The organism is Brasilonema sp. UFV-L1 (genome assembly GCF_012912105.1).
Classification (GTDB): domain Bacteria; phylum Cyanobacteriota; class Cyanobacteriia; order Cyanobacteriales; family Nostocaceae; genus Brasilonema.
Window position 1 is genome coordinate 34,178 of record NZ_QMEA01000017.1, and the last position, 16,682, is coordinate 50,859.

General features: G+C 40.1%; 12 protein-coding genes and 1 tRNA gene. 5 read left to right on the top strand and 8 right to left on the bottom strand.

The window, feature by feature from the left end; translation table 11 throughout:
• Positions 1-55 precede the first annotated feature (55 nt).
• From crtB to DP117_RS07765, 3 genes are all read left to right on the top strand, one after another.
• Positions 56-988 carry a 15-cis-phytoene synthase CrtB gene (gene crtB / locus DP117_RS07755; protein ID WP_169217742.1) on the top strand — a complete coding sequence of 311 codons (933 nt, stop codon included), beginning with the start codon at positions 56-58 and terminating at the stop codon, positions 986-988.
• A 197-nt stretch (positions 989-1,185) separates the two neighbouring features.
• A tRNA-Ser gene (locus tag DP117_RS07760) sits at positions 1,186-1,277 on the top strand.
• A gap of 196 nt (positions 1,278-1,473) precedes the next feature.
• A complete protein-coding gene (locus tag DP117_RS07765; RefSeq protein ID WP_169217743.1) occupies positions 1,474-2,793 on the top strand; it encodes an ABC transporter substrate-binding protein in 1,320 nt (439 codons plus the stop codon).
• A 171-nt stretch (positions 2,794-2,964) separates the two neighbouring features.
• Here the strand turns inward: DP117_RS07765 and DP117_RS07770 are convergent, their stop codons facing one another.
• A complete protein-coding gene (locus tag DP117_RS07770; protein ID WP_169217744.1) occupies positions 2,965-3,831 on the bottom strand; it encodes a hypothetical protein in 867 nt (288 codons plus the stop codon).
• 1,089 nt (positions 3,832-4,920) lie between these two features.
• On the opposite strand from DP117_RS07770, the gene DP117_RS07775 reads away from it, so the two are divergent.
• Positions 4,921-5,709 (top strand): WecB/TagA/CpsF family glycosyltransferase, encoded by a 789-nt coding sequence (locus DP117_RS07775; protein ID WP_169217745.1) that lies wholly within the window; start codon positions 4,921-4,923, stop codon positions 5,707-5,709.
• A gap of 529 nt (positions 5,710-6,238) precedes the next feature.
• On the opposite strand, the gene DP117_RS07780 is transcribed toward DP117_RS07775, so the two are convergent.
• The 7 genes from DP117_RS07780 to DP117_RS07810 form a co-directional block, all read right to left on the bottom strand.
• Positions 6,239-7,402 carry a glycosyltransferase gene (locus DP117_RS07780; RefSeq protein ID WP_169217746.1) on the bottom strand — a complete coding sequence of 388 codons (1,164 nt, stop codon included), beginning with the start codon at positions 7,400-7,402 and terminating at the stop codon, positions 6,239-6,241.
• 89 nt (positions 7,403-7,491) lie between these two features.
• Positions 7,492-8,748 carry a glycoside hydrolase family 5 protein gene (locus tag DP117_RS07785; RefSeq protein ID WP_169217747.1) on the bottom strand — a complete coding sequence of 419 codons (1,257 nt, stop codon included), beginning with the start codon at positions 8,746-8,748 and terminating at the stop codon, positions 7,492-7,494.
• A gap of 13 nt (positions 8,749-8,761) precedes the next feature.
• Positions 8,762-9,802, bottom strand: a complete 1,041-nt coding sequence (locus DP117_RS07790) for a glycosyltransferase family 4 protein (protein WP_169217748.1) — start codon at positions 9,800-9,802, stop codon at positions 8,762-8,764.
• 67 nt (positions 9,803-9,869) lie between these two features.
• Positions 9,870-10,955, bottom strand: a complete 1,086-nt coding sequence (locus DP117_RS07795; protein WP_169217749.1) for a glycosyltransferase family 4 protein — start codon at positions 10,953-10,955, stop codon at positions 9,870-9,872.
• A 346-nt stretch (positions 10,956-11,301) separates the two neighbouring features.
• On the bottom strand, positions 11,302-12,501 hold the full coding sequence (locus DP117_RS07800; RefSeq protein ID WP_169217750.1) for a glycosyltransferase: 1,200 nt from the start codon (positions 12,499-12,501) through the stop codon (positions 11,302-11,304).
• Positions 12,502-12,516: 15 nt separating this feature from the next.
• Positions 12,517-13,815: an O-antigen ligase gene (locus DP117_RS07805; RefSeq protein ID WP_169217751.1), complete on the bottom strand. Its 1,299-nt coding sequence runs from the start codon at positions 13,813-13,815 to the stop codon at positions 12,517-12,519.
• A 270-nt stretch (positions 13,816-14,085) separates the two neighbouring features.
• Positions 14,086-14,307: a hypothetical protein gene (locus DP117_RS07810; RefSeq protein ID WP_169217752.1), complete on the bottom strand. Its 222-nt coding sequence runs from the start codon at positions 14,305-14,307 to the stop codon at positions 14,086-14,088.
• 38 nt (positions 14,308-14,345) lie between these two features.
• On the opposite strand from DP117_RS07810, the gene DP117_RS07815 reads away from it, so the two are divergent.
• Positions 14,346-16,661 (top strand): polysaccharide biosynthesis tyrosine autokinase, encoded by a 2,316-nt coding sequence (locus DP117_RS07815; protein ID WP_169217753.1) that lies wholly within the window; start codon positions 14,346-14,348, stop codon positions 16,659-16,661.
• Positions 16,662-16,682 lie beyond the last annotated feature (21 nt).

Here is a 16,682-nt window from a genome sequence, read left to right on the forward strand (position 1 = left end):
CATCCGGTGGCAAATTCAAAAAGCCTGCAAATGCAAACCCTTCAGCCTGCAACGAATGCTGCAACTGCCTGATTCCATCCCTCGCATGAAAACACCGGTCTCTGTGGACGAGTCCTACAACCTTTGTCGCCAGCTTATCATCAAGTATTCCACGACTTTTTACATCGGCACTTTACTGGTTGATAAGCCAAAGCGCAAACATATTTGGGCAATTTATGCTTGGTGTCGCCGTACAGACGAACTCGTGGATGGTCCTGCATCTGCTATGACCACACCAGAAACTCTGGATTTGTGGGAACAGCAGCTCGAATGGATTTTTGCGGGACATCCATCAGATAATCTTGATGTCGCTCTAGTAGATACTGTTCAGCGTTTCCCGATAGACATTCAGCCCTTTCGGGATATGATTGCTGGTCAGCGCATGGACTTATACCGCAGTCGCTACCAAACCTTTGAGGAGTTACACCTTTACTGTTACCGCGTCGCTGGCACGGTAGGTTTAATGTCAACAGCAATAATGGGGGTTGACACCTCTACGAATACCGCTCCGTGGAATCGCCATCAACAGCCGTATATCCCCAAAGAAGAAGCGATTACTTTGGGAATAGCCCATCAGCTCACCAATATCCTACGCGATGTGGGAGAAGATGCAAAGCGGGGACGGATTTATATTCCTCAAGAAGACTTGGCGCGATTCAATTACACAGAGCAAGACTTGTTGAAAGGAGTGGTGGATGAGCGCTGGCGCGACCTGATGCGCTTTCAAATAGAACGGGCACGACAATTTTACGCCAAGGCAGAAAAGGGAATCTCTTACTTATCTGCCGATGCTCGCTTACCTGTGTGGGCGTCTCTGATGCATTACAGTCGAATTTTAAATGTCATTGAACACAATGATTACAATGTGTTCACTCGGCGTGCTTACGTGCCTCAGTGGCAAAAGTTACGTGCTTTGCCCAGAGCATGGCTACGAGCACAAGTGTTATGAAGTCGTCATCTCCTGTAGGGGAATTCAAAATTCAAAATGATGAATTCAAAAAAATCATTTTGAATTTTGAACTAGATTCAACGCGCTTTGCTCAGGACGCTACGCGATGCCGTGCCTTATGAGCAAAGCGAGTCTTTAATCGCAGATGACTATTGACACTCAAGTTTTCATCTGTTATGATTAGTATTCGTGACCGTGGAGAGGTGGCTGAGCGGTCGAAAGCGGCGGATTGCTAATCCGTTGTACAGTTCGTAAGGCTGTACCGAGGGTTCGAATCCCTCCCTCTCCGTTAGTTAAGAAAATAATACAAAAAAAGATAATACAAAAAAAGAAAGTAAGACCTGAGGTAGAGGTAGCCAAAATAGTCTTCCTCCCAGAGGAGGATGCTATTATTTATGTTTTGGAGCCATTAAAGAATTTAATTCGTCATAAAATTTGAATTTTACTTTTAGGCTCCTGAGCAAATGAGGAGTGAAACTAAATATATGCAAAAAATAAATACTGCCTTTGCTTTGGCTTTGGCTACCTTGGTAGTTGGTTTTCTGGCAGCAGCTTGTGATACTACTGCCCCGAACAACCCAGCTGGTAATGGTGGAAGTACCGTCCCAGGAGGTTCAACAACAGCGGCCAGTGCTAAAGGGTTGAAAATTGGTTCGCTGCTACCAGCCACCGGTGACTTGGCTTCGATTGGACAGCAAATTATACCCTCAATTCCCTTGCTTGTGGAAACTGTCAACGCTTGTGGTGGCGTGAACGGTGAACCTGTGACTCTTGTTGCTGTAGATGACCAAACCGATCCTAAAGCGGGTGCTGCTGGTATGACCAAACTGGCAACTGTAGATAGGGTTGCAGGAGTGGTTGGCTCTTTTGCCAGCAGCGTTTCTACTGCTGCTGTCTCAATTGCTGCTCAAAATCAAGTCATGATGATTTCTCCTGGTAGCACTAGCCCCGTATTTACAGAACAAGCAAAACAAGGTAAATATAAAGGGTTTTGGGCACGTACTGTTCCACCTGATAGCTACCAGGGACCAGCCATAGCTGCACTTGCGAATAAAAGAGGTTACAAAAAAGTTTCTACCGTCGTCATCAATAATGATTATGGTGTCGGCTTTGAAAAAGCATTTGTGCAAGCTTTTGAAAAATCGGGGGGAACGATTGTGAATAAAAACAACCCCGTCCGCTACGATCCCAAAGCAACCACATTTGAAACTGAGGCATCTAACGCTTTTGGTGGTAAACCAGATGCAGTCCTTGGTGTTTTTTACGTAGAGACAGGTAGTTTACTGCTAAAAGCAGCATATCAGCAAGGTTTGCTGCAAGGAGTACAGGTGATGCTAACAGATGGCATGAAGTCAAATGAATTTCCTGGACAAGTCGGCAAAACCAGTGACGGTAAATATATAGTATCTGGAGTCATTGGTACAGTACCAGGTTCTAACGGCAAAGCCTTAGAAGCTCTTAATAAACTCTGGCAATCTAAAAGGAATAGTTCACCAGGAGAATTCGCTCCTCAAGGGTGGGACGCTGCTGCCTTGCTAGCGCTAGCAGCACAAGCTGGCAAGGAGAATACAGGTGTTGGTATAGCTAGTAAAATCCGCGAGGTTGCCAATGCTCCTGGTACAGAAGTGACTGATGTATGCGAAGGACTCAAGTTATTGAAAGAAGGCAAAGACATCAACTACCAGGGAGCCAGTGGCAATGTGGATGTTGATGAAAACGGGGATGTTGTAGGTATCTACGATGTCTGGACAGTTGGCGACGACGGTAAAATCAAGACAATTGATAAAGTTAGTCCGACGAAATAGAAGTTAAAACTTCATGAAGTATGGTGCGTTACGCTTAAAGTAACGCACCACCAGGAAATTTGATTATGCGTTACAGCAAAAAGAATAACGCAACCTCTGTCATTTAACAGTTATTCAGTTATCAGTTATCAGTTATCAGTGTGTACTGTCCACTGTGTACTGTTTTAATTTTTATGAGCCAAAAAGACCCCTAAAGTTATAACCAACTCCTATTGATAACCCTATATCGGTGTCATTGAAAAATGCTGCATTCACAGCAGCTGTTGCTGTAAATCGAGAACTTATAGGCACATCGATTCCACCAGTGAGAAGAAAGGCAACCTCAGAACCATCACCAGTGTTGATAGCTGCACCAGCTCCAATATATGGGGCAATAGGTAACGGTTCCGCAAATGGATCTGATACCTGCTTGAATGAAAGGTCGTAGGATACAGGAATTAAGATAGTTGTGTTATCTCCGATCACTGCTGCAGGTCGTACTGATATAGCATTTGTCAGCCCAATTTTGCTGATAACCATAAAGTTACTATCACCCAAAGCAGAGTCACCACCTAGACCAATGTTGGCAGCAATTCCAAGATAACTTGAACCACCACGGGTTGGTCTGCCTGGGTCAATATTAATATCCGCTTGTGCTACTTTAGAGCTAGATGATTGAGTTTGAGCTTCTGTATTTTGGGGAGCTATGAGTGCTGCAGATGAAGTTGCTGTTGTCCCAGGAACAGGTGTAACTACGTTATTCGCCACTTTTGTGCTAGTTGGCAACTGCTGCAGGTGATTTTCATTTGAGACAGGCGATGGGTGATCTTGTGTAACAATAAACTCTGGTGGAGTCGGACTAAAAGCTTGCGGGTAGAAGCTTTCTACTTCAAGATTTACCTGATTAACAGAGGCATCAGTTCCAGAAGGCTCAATTAACTGCGGATTACTTGTGGCTTGTGTAGTTTGAGCACCAGCAGATAAACCGCTTCCTAGAACCGTTATAGCTGATAAACTCAGCAAACAAAATACATTTTTACGGGAAATAGTAATGTTCACGTTCACTCCTGAATATTGCCTCAATAGATAACAAGCTCTGTGATTTATACTCAACTTTTGGCAATATTCACCATTTAACATCAAAATACCAATTTCCACATCTCTTATTCGACTAGATTAGCTAAAGTTTCAAATAAGAATTTGAATGCATATATTTCTGCTTTGGCAGACGATCAGAGATATTTATACTATGAGACTATGAAAGATAAACCTGTTGGCAACCGAGAAATCAGTCTGAAGGTTGCTGCTCGTATGACTCAGTAAACTCTTCAAGCGACAAAGGGAAACTCTAAGCTCTATCTATAGTTTTTGTTTTTTTAGAGAAAATTATACTTCGCTAGATCTGAGGCTCCAAGTACTGACTGTTGTAAAACAGCGATGCGCAAAAATCTTTAGGCGCATAGCAGATGGAAGCCGTACAATCCTCAGATGAATGTGTTTTGTAATACAATTTTGTCTTCATGATCGCTTTACACAATTTTCATATATACTCTGGAGGTATGCAAATTTGGGTTAAGATATGTAAGCTAGCTCCGCTTTAGGCTAATAAAAACTATACATACACTGAATATCATATGTTTTTTCATAAAAACTATGTAAAGTTACGATTCAACTTTACATTTCCATGATAAATTATCACATAGTAATTTAAATTTATAACCGTTACATTGACAACTTCCACGAAATCAAACCGTAAACATACTTAAAAAATGAGAGCAAAGCACATTGTTCTCAAAAAAGCTTAAGTATCAGATATTGTATCGGCTATAGAAAAAACGAGTTCAGTTAGATGTTCTCTTGTTGATGATTGAAAGAAAGCGTGATTGCGTGGAATATACGCTGTGCTCTCAAGGGTGCTTTGAAGGGTGATAGGGCTTTTCTCCTGCCCCAAGGAGGCGACCATCACCAAATCTTCTAAAAGTTCACGATCCCCATAATCTGTTCATTTGCTGCAAGATAGGTGCCCTACACAACTAGGATGAAAATGTCAAGTCAGGGCCTCACTGAACTCTCAATCTGCTCGTTCCTCTCCTACTGTCTGGTGTGTAAATTAACCGAAAGTTAAACATAAGCTAAACTATGCAAGCCATGAACAAAGTTAGAATTTTGAACTTGGAGATTGACAATTTGTCAAAAGTGGAATTTTTAGAAAAATTACAATCTGGGGTAGTCTTTACGCCAAATGTGGATCATCTGATTAAACTACAAAAAGACCCAGACTTCTTACAAGCGTATAGTATTAGTGACTATAAGCTTTGTGATAGTCAAATACTCATTTATGCATCTAAGTTTTTAGGAACGCCAATCAAGGAAAAAATATCGGGTTCAGATTTATTTCCAGCTTTCTACAACTATCACAGGGATAATAAAGATATCAAAATCTTTCTTTTAGGAGCAGGTATAGGGATAGCCAGGAAAGCTCAAAATGAAATAAATAGGAAAACAGGCAGGAATATTATTGTTGGTTCATATTCTCCACCTTTTGGATTTGAGAAAGATGAACAAGAGTGTCAGAACATAGTTAATATGGTAAATAACTCTGGTGCGACTGTCTTAGTTATCGGAGTGGGTGCTCCAAAGCAAGAAAAGTGGCTGTACAAGCACAAGAGTATGCTACCCCACATAAAATTATTTATGGCACTCGGTGCCACTATTGATTTTGAAGCAGGAAATTTGAAAAGAGCTCCAAAGTGGATGAGTGAAGTTGGTTTAGAGTGGTTGTTTAGAATTTTATGTGAGCCAAAAAGACTGTGGAAAAGATACTTGGTAGACGATATTCCCTTTTTGATACTAGTTTTGAAGCAAAAATTCAATTTATACATAACCAAGGAACAAAAGAATAACAACCCGATTTGGCAAAGTGCTGACAGATTCTAGGTGCAGCCAAGTAGACTCGTGGAACCAAGAATCTTCCGATTTTTTGTGAAAGGAAGTTCCAAACCAAATAAAAAATATTCTATTCTAATTGTTGACTGTTGACTGTTGACTGCCAACTGTCAACAACTTTTAGTGGAATAATTTATTTCTTGGAGTTCCTGAAATGAGCGCTCACTTTGTTTTCACAAAAAGTCGGGAAAGTCTCAGATGTTAACACAACACCGTATTCAGATATACGGTGTTGTGTTAAGCGCCAGCCAGAAACCCGGTTTCTTTGTCCCCATATTCTGTTAACTGAACTGTATTTTGCTTAATAGCTTTAAAACAGTGAACACTGAACACTGAACACTGAACAATGAAGGAGTCAGAAGTCGGAAGTCGAAAAACTCAATTCTTTATTTCTTCCTTCTGAATCAAGAATTGCTGTATTCTGAATTCTTCTTCAAACTAATAACTGGTAACTGATAACTGATAACTGATACTGCGCTTCCTTGATAACTGATAACTGATAACTGGTAACTGTTAAAATTTACTTTTTAATCTTGTCAGCTAAGTTTGCTAAGTGAGCCTTTCTAGATAACATTTCTGGTGTACTCTCAAGTCCCACTTTCTCTAAAATTTTCTCCCAACGGTACACCCAGTCATGACGCAGTAGGGAATTGATGACATTATCTTGACGAATTTTATTCAGATAGTCAGGTTGTGCATCAAATTCTGTGATGATATCTGCTACATTAGTAGCATCGTAGGGAATTTCAATGACTGCATCAGACCAATTAAAGTAAGTTGTATAAGCTTCACAAACTGGAGGAGTTCCAATCATAACAGCTCCCCCTGCGGCTCCTTCAAAAAAGCGAGAACCTAACTCATCTTGACCACCTGTTTGATCAATAGCATCAAATTTTGCTTTATTGGCAATAAAGTAACGACTTCTTTTTACTAAATTGCTATATAAAGTTCGATGTTGTTTATAATTCATCATTTGTAAACCTTTTAGAGAGTCAAATAGGTATAAAAGGTTTTTTTGTTCTGCAACTTCTAGTAAAGCTTTGTGTACTATCGGTGAACGGCGACCGATGCTATAAATATCTATACAGCGTTCAGGGGGTTGTGGATAGGGACAAAACTTTATAGTATCTACAGCGTAGGGTAAAGAAAAACAAGGACGTTGGACGACATTAGCAATCGCATGAACACTAGAGCTTTGTGTAGTATAAATATAATCAAAATCTTTCGCTAGTTTCAAACAAAGTCTAGTTTTCTGTTCTCCTATTTCTTTTTTCCAAATTTCATCTATCCATAAAACAGCTTTACGACATTTTTCTCGCCATCCTTTAATAGAATTTAAACAGGCGATATCCCAAAACTGTTGGCAGATAAAAAATAATAAGTCGTATTCTTTATCTACAATTGAGGGAATGCAACCCGAACGATAAAGTTTACCTTGATCAAAAGCTGTTGCAGCATAGTTTAACAGCTTTTTATTGAGTTTAGTACATGCATCAGAAGCTAATACCGGAGTGAATATATCAGCATAGTCAAAAGTACAAAGAGTATCTTCAAATTCATACTCAGCAGAGCGATAGGCTTCAAAACGAAAACCACGCATCGATATTACCAAAATGCGTGGTTTTTGATTTGAACGAAGATATAAATTTTTAGAGAAAGTATTTTCTCGCAGCTGTTGAAACATGATTCAATTCTTGCATTACTTTCAATACATATTTTTGATGAGTACTCAGAAGTAATAGTATTTTATTGTTAATTTTACTACTTTATTGATTAACGTAACAGCGGACTCAAAAGTTTTTGCTTGTCAATATTGAGACTTTTCCAGTCATCCAGTAAGAGACCTCCGGTATCATGACTATTAGGATTCCAGCACCAGTAAGTAAAGCTAAGCTTTTTCTTATTGATATAATCAACAAAGAGTCTGTGCCAAATCCCCTCGTTAGATTTGGTATCTACGCGTGGTCCACCAAATTCACCAATCAGAATTGGAGCAATACCTTTAGTCGCAATATAGTGAAATCCAATCTCCAAACGTTTGTACAACTTACCAGGAAGTATAGGTTCTTTAACCCACGGGAGATGAGAAGCTGCGTACTCATGAGGAGTATATACCAGCTTTTTTGGTACCTTCAAGCGCACTGGGTATTTCAGCACACCTTCTAAATTCGCACCCCAAGCATAGATTGGCTGCTTTTGACCAGGGACATTTTCCACGACTCCTGCTACCAAAATCAGCCATTTTGGGTTGACACTGAGAATTTGGTTTCCAGCCCGTTCCGCAGCTAACCGCCAGTCTGTGGCTTTATCGCCTGTTCCCCAACTAGCACGACCGTGGGGTTCATTTTTAAGATCTGCCCCGATGACGTTGGTATAGTCTTTATAGCGTTTTGCTAAGAGCGTCCAAGTATCAATCCAGTCTTTTTCAGTAAAACCGTCTCCGTACCATAATTCCGGTATCTTACCATCTTTAAGAGTATGACTGTCTAAAATAATAAACAATTCCTGACGCTGCGCCTCTTGAATAATGATGTCCATGACTTCTATCGGAGTCTTGCCTTGTAAATCTTTGTTAGCACCGATAGAAAAATCAACACCACTGATATCACGAGAACGCAGTGCTTGTACGGAATACGGTAAGCGGATGACGTTGTAGCCCAAACGTTTGATGTGAGCGAGCATATCTTTGTAATCTCTAACCCACAGCCCATGAGGAGCATGCTCCTTTAGTTCCATACCAAACCAGTTGACACCACGCAACAGAACGACTCGACCTTTGGCATCAACAATCCGAGAACCGCGAGTAGACAAAGGAGAGATAATAGTCATAGCTGCTTGGCTTGTGGTTATGTCAAATAGCTTGGGAAACTGCGGCGAACAGCTGCTGAGAGTTGTGTAAAGCAACACCAATGCCAAGCCAGCCACGATGTATTTCGTGAACTGTCTCCACTTTTTGTAATAGTAAGCAATTGAAAAACTAATATTGCGTACTATGGTAAATGCCTGTTTCACAAAAATTGCTCTAACCATAAAACATCGTTAGCTAATACATACCTGCTGCGTCTGCAACTTTATCGAGGATTCTACCCAAAGCTGCTCCTGCTGCATCACAAGAAAAATGTTCTTCGGCGTAGCGTTTAGCTGCCTGCCCGAGACGGTTGCGTAATGCTGAATCGTTCCATAACATTTCTATCGCCTGTACTAAGTCATCAACAGATTTCGGTTCAACTAAAAGACCTGTCTCGCCATGCTGAATATAATCTTCTGCTCCATGACAACGGGTGGCGATGATTGCACGACCCATGAGCATAGCTTCTACAATAGTGATTTGTCCTGCTGCTGTCACTTGGGACTTTGGAAGCAGAGGTACGACGCTGAGGCGCGCCTCTTGAGCTAAACGCAAGCAATCTGCCCTCTCAATACCAAATGGTGTTTTCACATTCGGTGGAACGGTTAATCCTTCTAATGCATGTTTACTTGACGCGACAACCGTTGGTAGATTGAGCTTGGACACTGCTTGGAAGAAGGTGGAAAAGTCGCGGTGAGCAGAACCGAGTGCTGCGATAAAAGGATGAGTCGTGTTCTCTTCGTAAGTTATGGGAATCTGTGATTGATGATAGGGAACAAATTCAAAACGCTCTTTTGGGATTCCCAACCAGTGGTGGTAGATATCCACTTCACGCCGTGTGTGGACAACAAAGCAATCAATATTTTCTAAGCTCAATTGGGCGATCGCCTGTCGAATCCCAGTAGAACAAGTGCCAACATTGAATAACCAAGCTACTACTGGAATGCGCTTCTTCCAAGTCAGCCGCTGTTGCATTCCTATGACTGCTGGTAGCTGAGGAAAAAGGGTAATCACGCCTCCCTTTGTCTGTTTTATCGCTTCCATACCATGTTGCCAATAAATCAGCCAACTCTTGAATCCAGTCACAGAAGACTTCTGATTGTGCCAGTTTTCTAACGGCTTTGGACGTGGGACAATATGGAGTTGGTGACGAGAGTTAGGTAGATTGCGGGTTAACCAAAACTCGTTGCTCAAATTGACCTTATTAATAAAAGGGGCTGCAACTGTCCAATCCATGTCATTTCAAAATATTTATGTAGTAGAAATTTTCTAAGTATAAATGATTTTTCATGACCAAAGCTTGTTACTTCAAAACATCTTGTAAAAGTTCAGACAATCTTGATGTGAAAACTTCTAAGTTATATTTCTCTTCACATAAAAGCCGAGCTCTGTTTCCCATTTTCCGAGTTTCATCTGGATGTTCCAGTAAATAGGATATTGCTTCTTGCCATCCTTTCTCATCTCCTGGTTCAACAAGAATTCCAATACCCTCTTTTTCAAGATCAATACAAGGCTCTACAGTTCTTGTCATAACAACTGCTTTTCCCATACCCATTGCGTCTAGAAGACTAGTCACTCCAATCACATTTATATATGATTTCGGTTGGGTAATATCTAGAGGTATTGCAATTGCGTAGGCTTTTGCATGTTCAATTAAGATTTCTCGCCATGAGAGGTAATCTGTGATAATTTGAACGTTTGGAGAAATCTCATTTGTTTGACAAAAAGGCTCTTTAGTGCCATATATCTTCAAGGGGTAGCTGATATTTTTGAAAGCTTTTAGTAGAGTGTTGTAGTCTCTGTATGTTCTACCTGCGCTTAAAATGAAACTATTTTCTTTCTCTTTTATTGCATCAATTGTGTTATAGTACTCTATTTTGTCATAACAAGGTAAATCAATTCCCCATTCCAACAAGTCTACTTTATTCTCTGGTAAATTGAACTCTTTTATGAGGTGGTTTCTGAGTCCATTGCTTAAGCAAAAAAGCCTATCATAGCAAGATAATACAAATTTTATAAATAAAAAACTCCAGATAGTTTTTTTAAATGATTGATGTTGTACAGTAACAACTGGTTTTCTTAATATACCTATAGCTCGTAAAATAGCGAGTAAGTATGTAGAACCTTGATTTCCAGAATAAATAATATCGTAATCATATTTTCCAAAAAGTAATCTCAGTTGCTGATCTAAGTCCCCTAAGATTTTCACTTGATCACTAATCTTTTTTAAAAAAGAAAACTTTTCATAAGGCAGAATATCAACATCAATGCCATATTTAGGTAATGTTGTCGCTCCCCACAGATGATGACTTGGATACTCATAATTTTCTTCTTTCCACTGTTCCCACTGGGCGGTCATGCTGTAGTTATTTAGCAAAATTACCTTCATTGTTAATTCCTCTCATTAAGCTTCTCGATTTTTTCATAACACCAATTTGAATAATGATTGCGACAGATGGAATGCTCAAAAGCTTGGCTTGTTCAGTAACTCTTTCACAATTCCATTATCTAAAATCTAAAATCCAAAATGGTATAACCACTGTATTGAGGCAATTCTAATGACGAAATGACATTTTCAAGCAGACAGCTTGCTGAAAGAAATTGAATTGATTGTATGAGCAAGATACGCTCGATGATTTTGAATACCGTCTTTATGAATATGCAAGCGCATCCTCACATAAATGGAGAACCCGTGATTTCCACTTCTACGTGGAATCACCCGCACTTACTCCAAGTCAAAGTAAAGAGTTGATATCCGACACAACACCTTCAATAATTTGAGGACCGAACAGTGACTCAAGCAATCCTTGATCAACATTAAGCTTTTGGGGAGTTGACAACAATCTAACTATTTCTTCTCCGAAAGATTGGGCATCAACAGCTATTTTAAAAAATTTTCTCACCTCTTCTGGCAGACCAGCTATTCCCTGAGGTGTAGAAACAATCGGTCTACCAGAGACAAGCATTTCTATAGATTTTATACTCACCCCGCTACCTGTTAAAACCGGATTCATGAGAACACGCCCCGACTGATAAACTGCTATCGAGGATGCTGGATTGATGCTCAAAGAGACACCTTGGTGTTCTTCACATAGTTGCTTGATTTTCTTTACAGGATTTGAGCCAGCTATTAGCACTTTAACACTGGGTAATGCAGAGCGTATAACCGGAAGGACCTGCGTTAGAAACCAGACTATACCAGCTACGTTGTTGTCTACCTTTAGGTTACCTAAAAAGACAACATCATACAAAAGATTGGCGCTGATTTCATCACAAGCTTCTTTTGAATTATTATCTTTGGGAAACTCAACAATAGGTGGTAAGTAGCGCCCATTCTTAAAGCCCTGACTTTGCCAAAATTTCAAGTCGTCTGCGGATATATCATAGAACAAAGCACTCCTTTTAAGTAAGTCTTTTTCAAAACTTTCCAAGTGAGAAACTGATAAATATCTTCTCAGCTTACTTGTAAAGTCCGTTGTAGAGGCAAGTAATCGACGATAGTACAGGTACTCTATATTATGAGACCGAGTAATCAGAAGTACATTCAAATTTTTGCTTAACTTATCTGCAATTTCTCCACCATGAATTCCATCCAACCAGATAACATCGGGATGAAAAGCACGGACATCAGAAAGCAGAGTATTGAATTCTTTTCCTCTGACAATCCGAGAGGTCACTTCCAAAGGATACTGTAGTAAGTCAATTATCCTACGAGCAAAAGAGCCGAGTGTATGTTGAAACGGTATGAGATAGATTTCTTTTACGTATTTCTTAACTTCAGCTATTTCCTCAGGTTGTAGCGGTTCGCTGAACCAAGATATGAGTTGTAACTCCACACCAATATCATAAAAAGCTTTTATTCTTCGCCACATCTCTACTCGCGCACCCCGATTCGGAGGGTAGGGAATATCATGACATATTAAAGTAATCTTCATAGTTCTAATACGTTTTCAACTTAATTCTTCATCGCCGATCATCGCACTTATATAGCTGTATCTTCTGGCTTGTTCATACTCCACTGCCATTGAAAAAACAATTGATACGTATAATATCCAAAACAGACTATTAGTTGTTAAAAGAGTACTTTCTGTGATGTTAGACATAAATAAAAATGTTAGATACATTAAAGGAAATAATCCCTCTACCATTTTTGTCGCCCGTAACCACAAAATTCCTTTAATGCAAGCGGTTATATAGCTGATTGCAAAAACTATTAACCCTAATATTCCCAATTCTGCCAATAAATCCATCAAGCCATTGTGACCATAAGGACATTCCCATTCCAAAATTCGCCAAAGGTAGGCTGTCACGTCATTATCCCAGCTTTGCCAAACAGCATTAAAACCATAGCCTAATAAAGGACGTTTCCAGATGAGATCAAGCATCGCTTCCCATATTTCTGTGCGTCCTGTCAGTGTCAAATCCTTACCCAATGCAGTCGCTATGAATGGTAAATTATCTAATAGCAAGGTAGCTGTACTTCCTACGAAAAGAACTACAGCAATGACTGAAGGAATAAGTTGGTTATAATTACCTCGCAAAGCCTTATATAGTGGCAACATAATTATCAGGGTGAGAAAAACAACGAGGGCTGTTTTTGATGTTGAAAGAATGATTAAAATCCCTGAAAGAGCAAAACCAAGCCACGCAACCCATCTGTATTTATGTTGAGAACCAGAGTTATCAACAGAGAGTAATAGAAAGACTACTGTGCTTACGTTCATGAGGCGACCTAAGGTGTTTTTGTGCGTGATCACACCCCGCCAAGCCCCCGCGTGAGCACCTCCTTCCTGAAAGGTCATTAAACCATAAGATGGCAATGCTATGGCAAATACAAAACTGAGTAAAATGACCAACCAGAAAGTCCAGGCTAATAGTTCTAGTTGCTCTCTCATGCTGTAACGAGCCGCTAAGTATACTCCAAATCCAGTTGTCCCCAAAAGAAGTATGCCACGACGTGTCGTCAGATCTGGAGCTACTGTCCACAATATAGATGCTAATGCCATTCCTACCAGTAGCCACAGCCAAACGTCTTTCTGTGCTACGTACACAAAACTCTTCCACCTTTTCATAATCAACAAGAGAGTCACGAAATAGACTCCCATGAAAAGGATTGGAGTGTAGGGATCTTGAGTCACATCCGTAGCATCTTCCTTTTCTACCAACAGAATGGTTATCAAGGCAGTCGTTGAAAAAAACAGAGTCAAGACAACAAATACCTTTTCAGCTAGCCTTGATAATCGGTGCATGGTAACTCTATTTGCAATGATTAATTAGCTATTCCAAGAGAATTTTTAGAACTGAAAAACTGCCTCCTCATTTGAATAAGCGTCTCAAAGAAGCTTACGGTAGAAACATTATCTCATTTAATTCTCGTATAAATATGTCTAAAGAAGTATTTTTTTATTTCGCCTGATATCTTGACTTTACTGTATCTTTATTATTGTCAGCAATTTCATGAATTTTCTGTAAGGAACTACGTATGTGATACGTAGCCAGAGATGTAAGGGATATCAAAGCTAGCCAAAATCTGGTATCATTTTCCCTGAATCAGGGGGAGTACTATGCGGAGATAAAGCTAATTGGTGCAAATTCCAAAACCGCATCACCTTGGTGAATGTTAGCTGTACCGTACCCACGCTACCATTAGTTCTGGTAAAAGCAACAGATTGCAAATAGTTATCCCGTTGATGTTTCTGCCAAGTTGGCAAAAATTCAGTATTTACCAAAAAGATTGACAAAATGTGTCTTCAATAATGAGAATCGAATGGGAAAGCAAATGCCAACTAAGGAACAAAGCTTGCAGTACTTGAGAAATTCCAATGCTGCACCGAGAGAGCCGTATTTGTTCTTGAGAAAACCAGAAGGTGAAGAAGAAAATACGAGTTTCAATCAGGTTTTTTCTATATTGCGTCGTCGCTGGGGTTTAATTGCAAGCGCGACAGTGCTTGTGACAACACTGGCTATTGGGTGGACAGCAACTCGAACTCCAAAATATGAAGGGAAATTTCAGATATTAGTTGAACCATTAAAGACGACAGATAGTGAGTTGCTGGTTTTACTGTCTGAAACTCTCAAGCAAAATGTCAACGAAATCACCAAACAGAATAGAACAGAACTGGATTATCAGGCTTTGATGGAAGTTTTGAAAAGTCCCAAGCTAATAATGCCAGTTGTTCAAAAGCTGAAAAACAGCTATCCAGAGATGAGCTACGACGAACTTGTTGCGAGTGATGTATCCGGCAAAGCTTCTCCTGATCAAGTCGGCGTGCTACATATCAGTCGCGTTGGGAAAGGCAAAGACCAATCAAGAGTTATAGAAGTTCGCTATCGAGAATCTGACCCACGAAAAGTTCAGTATGTTTTAGAGCAAGTATCACTAGCTTATCAGAATTATAGTAAACAAGAGCAGCAGACGAACTTACGTCAGGGAATAAAATTTGTTGAGCATCAGATTCCGAAAATGCAGCTTCGGGTGAATACACTTCAAGGACAAATGCAAGTGTTCCAAAAGAAGTACACTCTATTTAACCCGGAACTTCAGGGAAAACAATTGCTTGACAGAGTAGATGAACTTAAAGCACAGCGGATAGACATCGAAAGAGGGTTAACTGAGACAAAGGCACTTTCTGCTTCTTTGCAAAAGCAATTGGCGATGTCAGAGGATAATGCGATCGCCGCATCAGCTTTGAGTGAATCACCTCAATACCAACAAGTTCTCACTCGTCTGCGAGATATAGAAACAAAAATAGCAATAGAGTCAGCCCGCCTCACTGACAACAACCCAGTCATGCAGAATTTGCGCGAACAGCGACGCAAACTCCTACCTTTAGTGCAGCAAGAAGCAAAACTGGCATTGGGTAGCAACTCATCTGTTTCGACTATGCCTAATTCCCAGGTAGGAGTTTATCAAAACTCCGTTCGGCGCGATCTAATCAAACAACTAGCTGATACTGCTAACCAAGTTAAGACATTAGAAAGCAGCCTCGAAGCTAATCAAAAAGCAATGGCTGAGCTTAACCAACAAATTCAGCAATATCCTGCCCTTTCGCGTCAGTACGGAAATTTGCAAAGAGAACTACAAGTTTCTACCGACACTCTCAATCAAATATTAGCAAAGCAAGAAGCACTGCGGGTAGATGCTGCTCAACAAGATATTCCTTGGGAAATCATTACGCCTCCCACCATTCCTCGTGATAAAACGGGTAAATTCCTACCTGTAGGACTGAATGCTGAACGTAACATTGTTTTGGGAGTCGTTGCAGGTTTACTCTTAGGAACTCTAGCTGCTTTCGTTCTTGAGAATTTGCAAAACGTCTTTCACGATCCTGAAGAAGTCAAACGTGCAAGTAAACTACCACTTCTTGCAGTGATTCCTTTTCATAAAGAATTACGACACTCAACTTTAGCCACTGATCAAAAACTTCCTCATCCAGTCCCAAAAGGAAAAAATCAATTTGTGTCAACTGTAAAAGCAAAAGCTTCAGAGTATAAAAAAAATGCTTTTATGGAAGTTTTTTGCTCTCTTTACAGTAAAATCAACTCTCTCAAATCAGAAGATTCTATCCGCTCAGTAGTTGTCACATCAGCAACAAATGGTGATGGTAAATCTACAGTAGCCGCGAATATAGCAAAGATAGCAGCTCAAGCCGGTCAGAAGGTGTTACTTGTAGATGCTAATTTACGCCATCCTCAAGTTCATCATGCATTAGGTTTAGTCAACGCTAAAGGATTAAGCGAGATACTTTCTCAAGGTATAGATTTTAAGGATGTTGTTGGACAAGCACCTAGAGAGGAAAATCTTTTTGTGATTACAGCTGGTGATACACCACAAAATCCTACAAAGCTTTTCTCATCTCAAAGAATGGAGAGTTTTGTGGAGTTAACCCATGCAAACTATGATTTAGTTGTCTATGACGCACCGCATCTTTTGGGACTTTTAGACACTTCTATCCTCGCAAATCATGTCGATGGAGTTTTAATGGTTGTCGGGCTTGGGAAAACAGTACGTCCTTTTTTATACCAAGCCTTGGAAGAATTAAAGACTAGTCGGGTTTCATTATTAGGCATAGTAGCTGATACGATTGAACGGTAATTAGTAGCAGACAGTGACGAA

Excerpts from the sequence above, each read along its gene's own strand:
- DP117_RS07795 (WP_169217749.1), bottom strand. The coding sequence starts at position 10,955 with ATGAAGGTAATTTTGCTAAATAACTACAGCATGACCGCCCAGTGGGAA.
- DP117_RS07800 (WP_169217750.1), bottom strand. The coding sequence starts at position 12,501 with ATGAAGATTACTTTAATATGTCATGATATTCCCTACCCTCCGAATCGG.
- crtB (WP_169217742.1), top strand. The coding sequence starts at position 56 with ATGCTGCAACTGCCTGATTCCATCCCTCGCATGAAAACACCGGTCTCT.
- DP117_RS07785 (WP_169217747.1), bottom strand. The coding sequence starts at position 8,748 with ATGGTTAGAGCAATTTTTGTGAAACAGGCATTTACCATAGTACGCAAT.
- DP117_RS07765 (WP_169217743.1), top strand. The coding sequence starts at position 1,474 with ATGCAAAAAATAAATACTGCCTTTGCTTTGGCTTTGGCTACCTTGGTA.
- DP117_RS07805 (WP_169217751.1), bottom strand. The coding sequence starts at position 13,815 with ATGCACCGATTATCAAGGCTAGCTGAAAAGGTATTTGTTGTCTTGACT.
- DP117_RS07815 (WP_169217753.1), top strand. The coding sequence starts at position 14,346 with ATGCCAACTAAGGAACAAAGCTTGCAGTACTTGAGAAATTCCAATGCT.
- DP117_RS07790 (WP_169217748.1), bottom strand. The coding sequence starts at position 9,802 with ATGGATTGGACAGTTGCAGCCCCTTTTATTAATAAGGTCAATTTGAGC.
- DP117_RS07775 (WP_169217745.1), top strand. The coding sequence starts at position 4,921 with ATGAACAAAGTTAGAATTTTGAACTTGGAGATTGACAATTTGTCAAAA.
- DP117_RS07780 (WP_169217746.1), bottom strand. The coding sequence starts at position 7,402 with ATGTTTCAACAGCTGCGAGAAAATACTTTCTCTAAAAATTTATATCTT.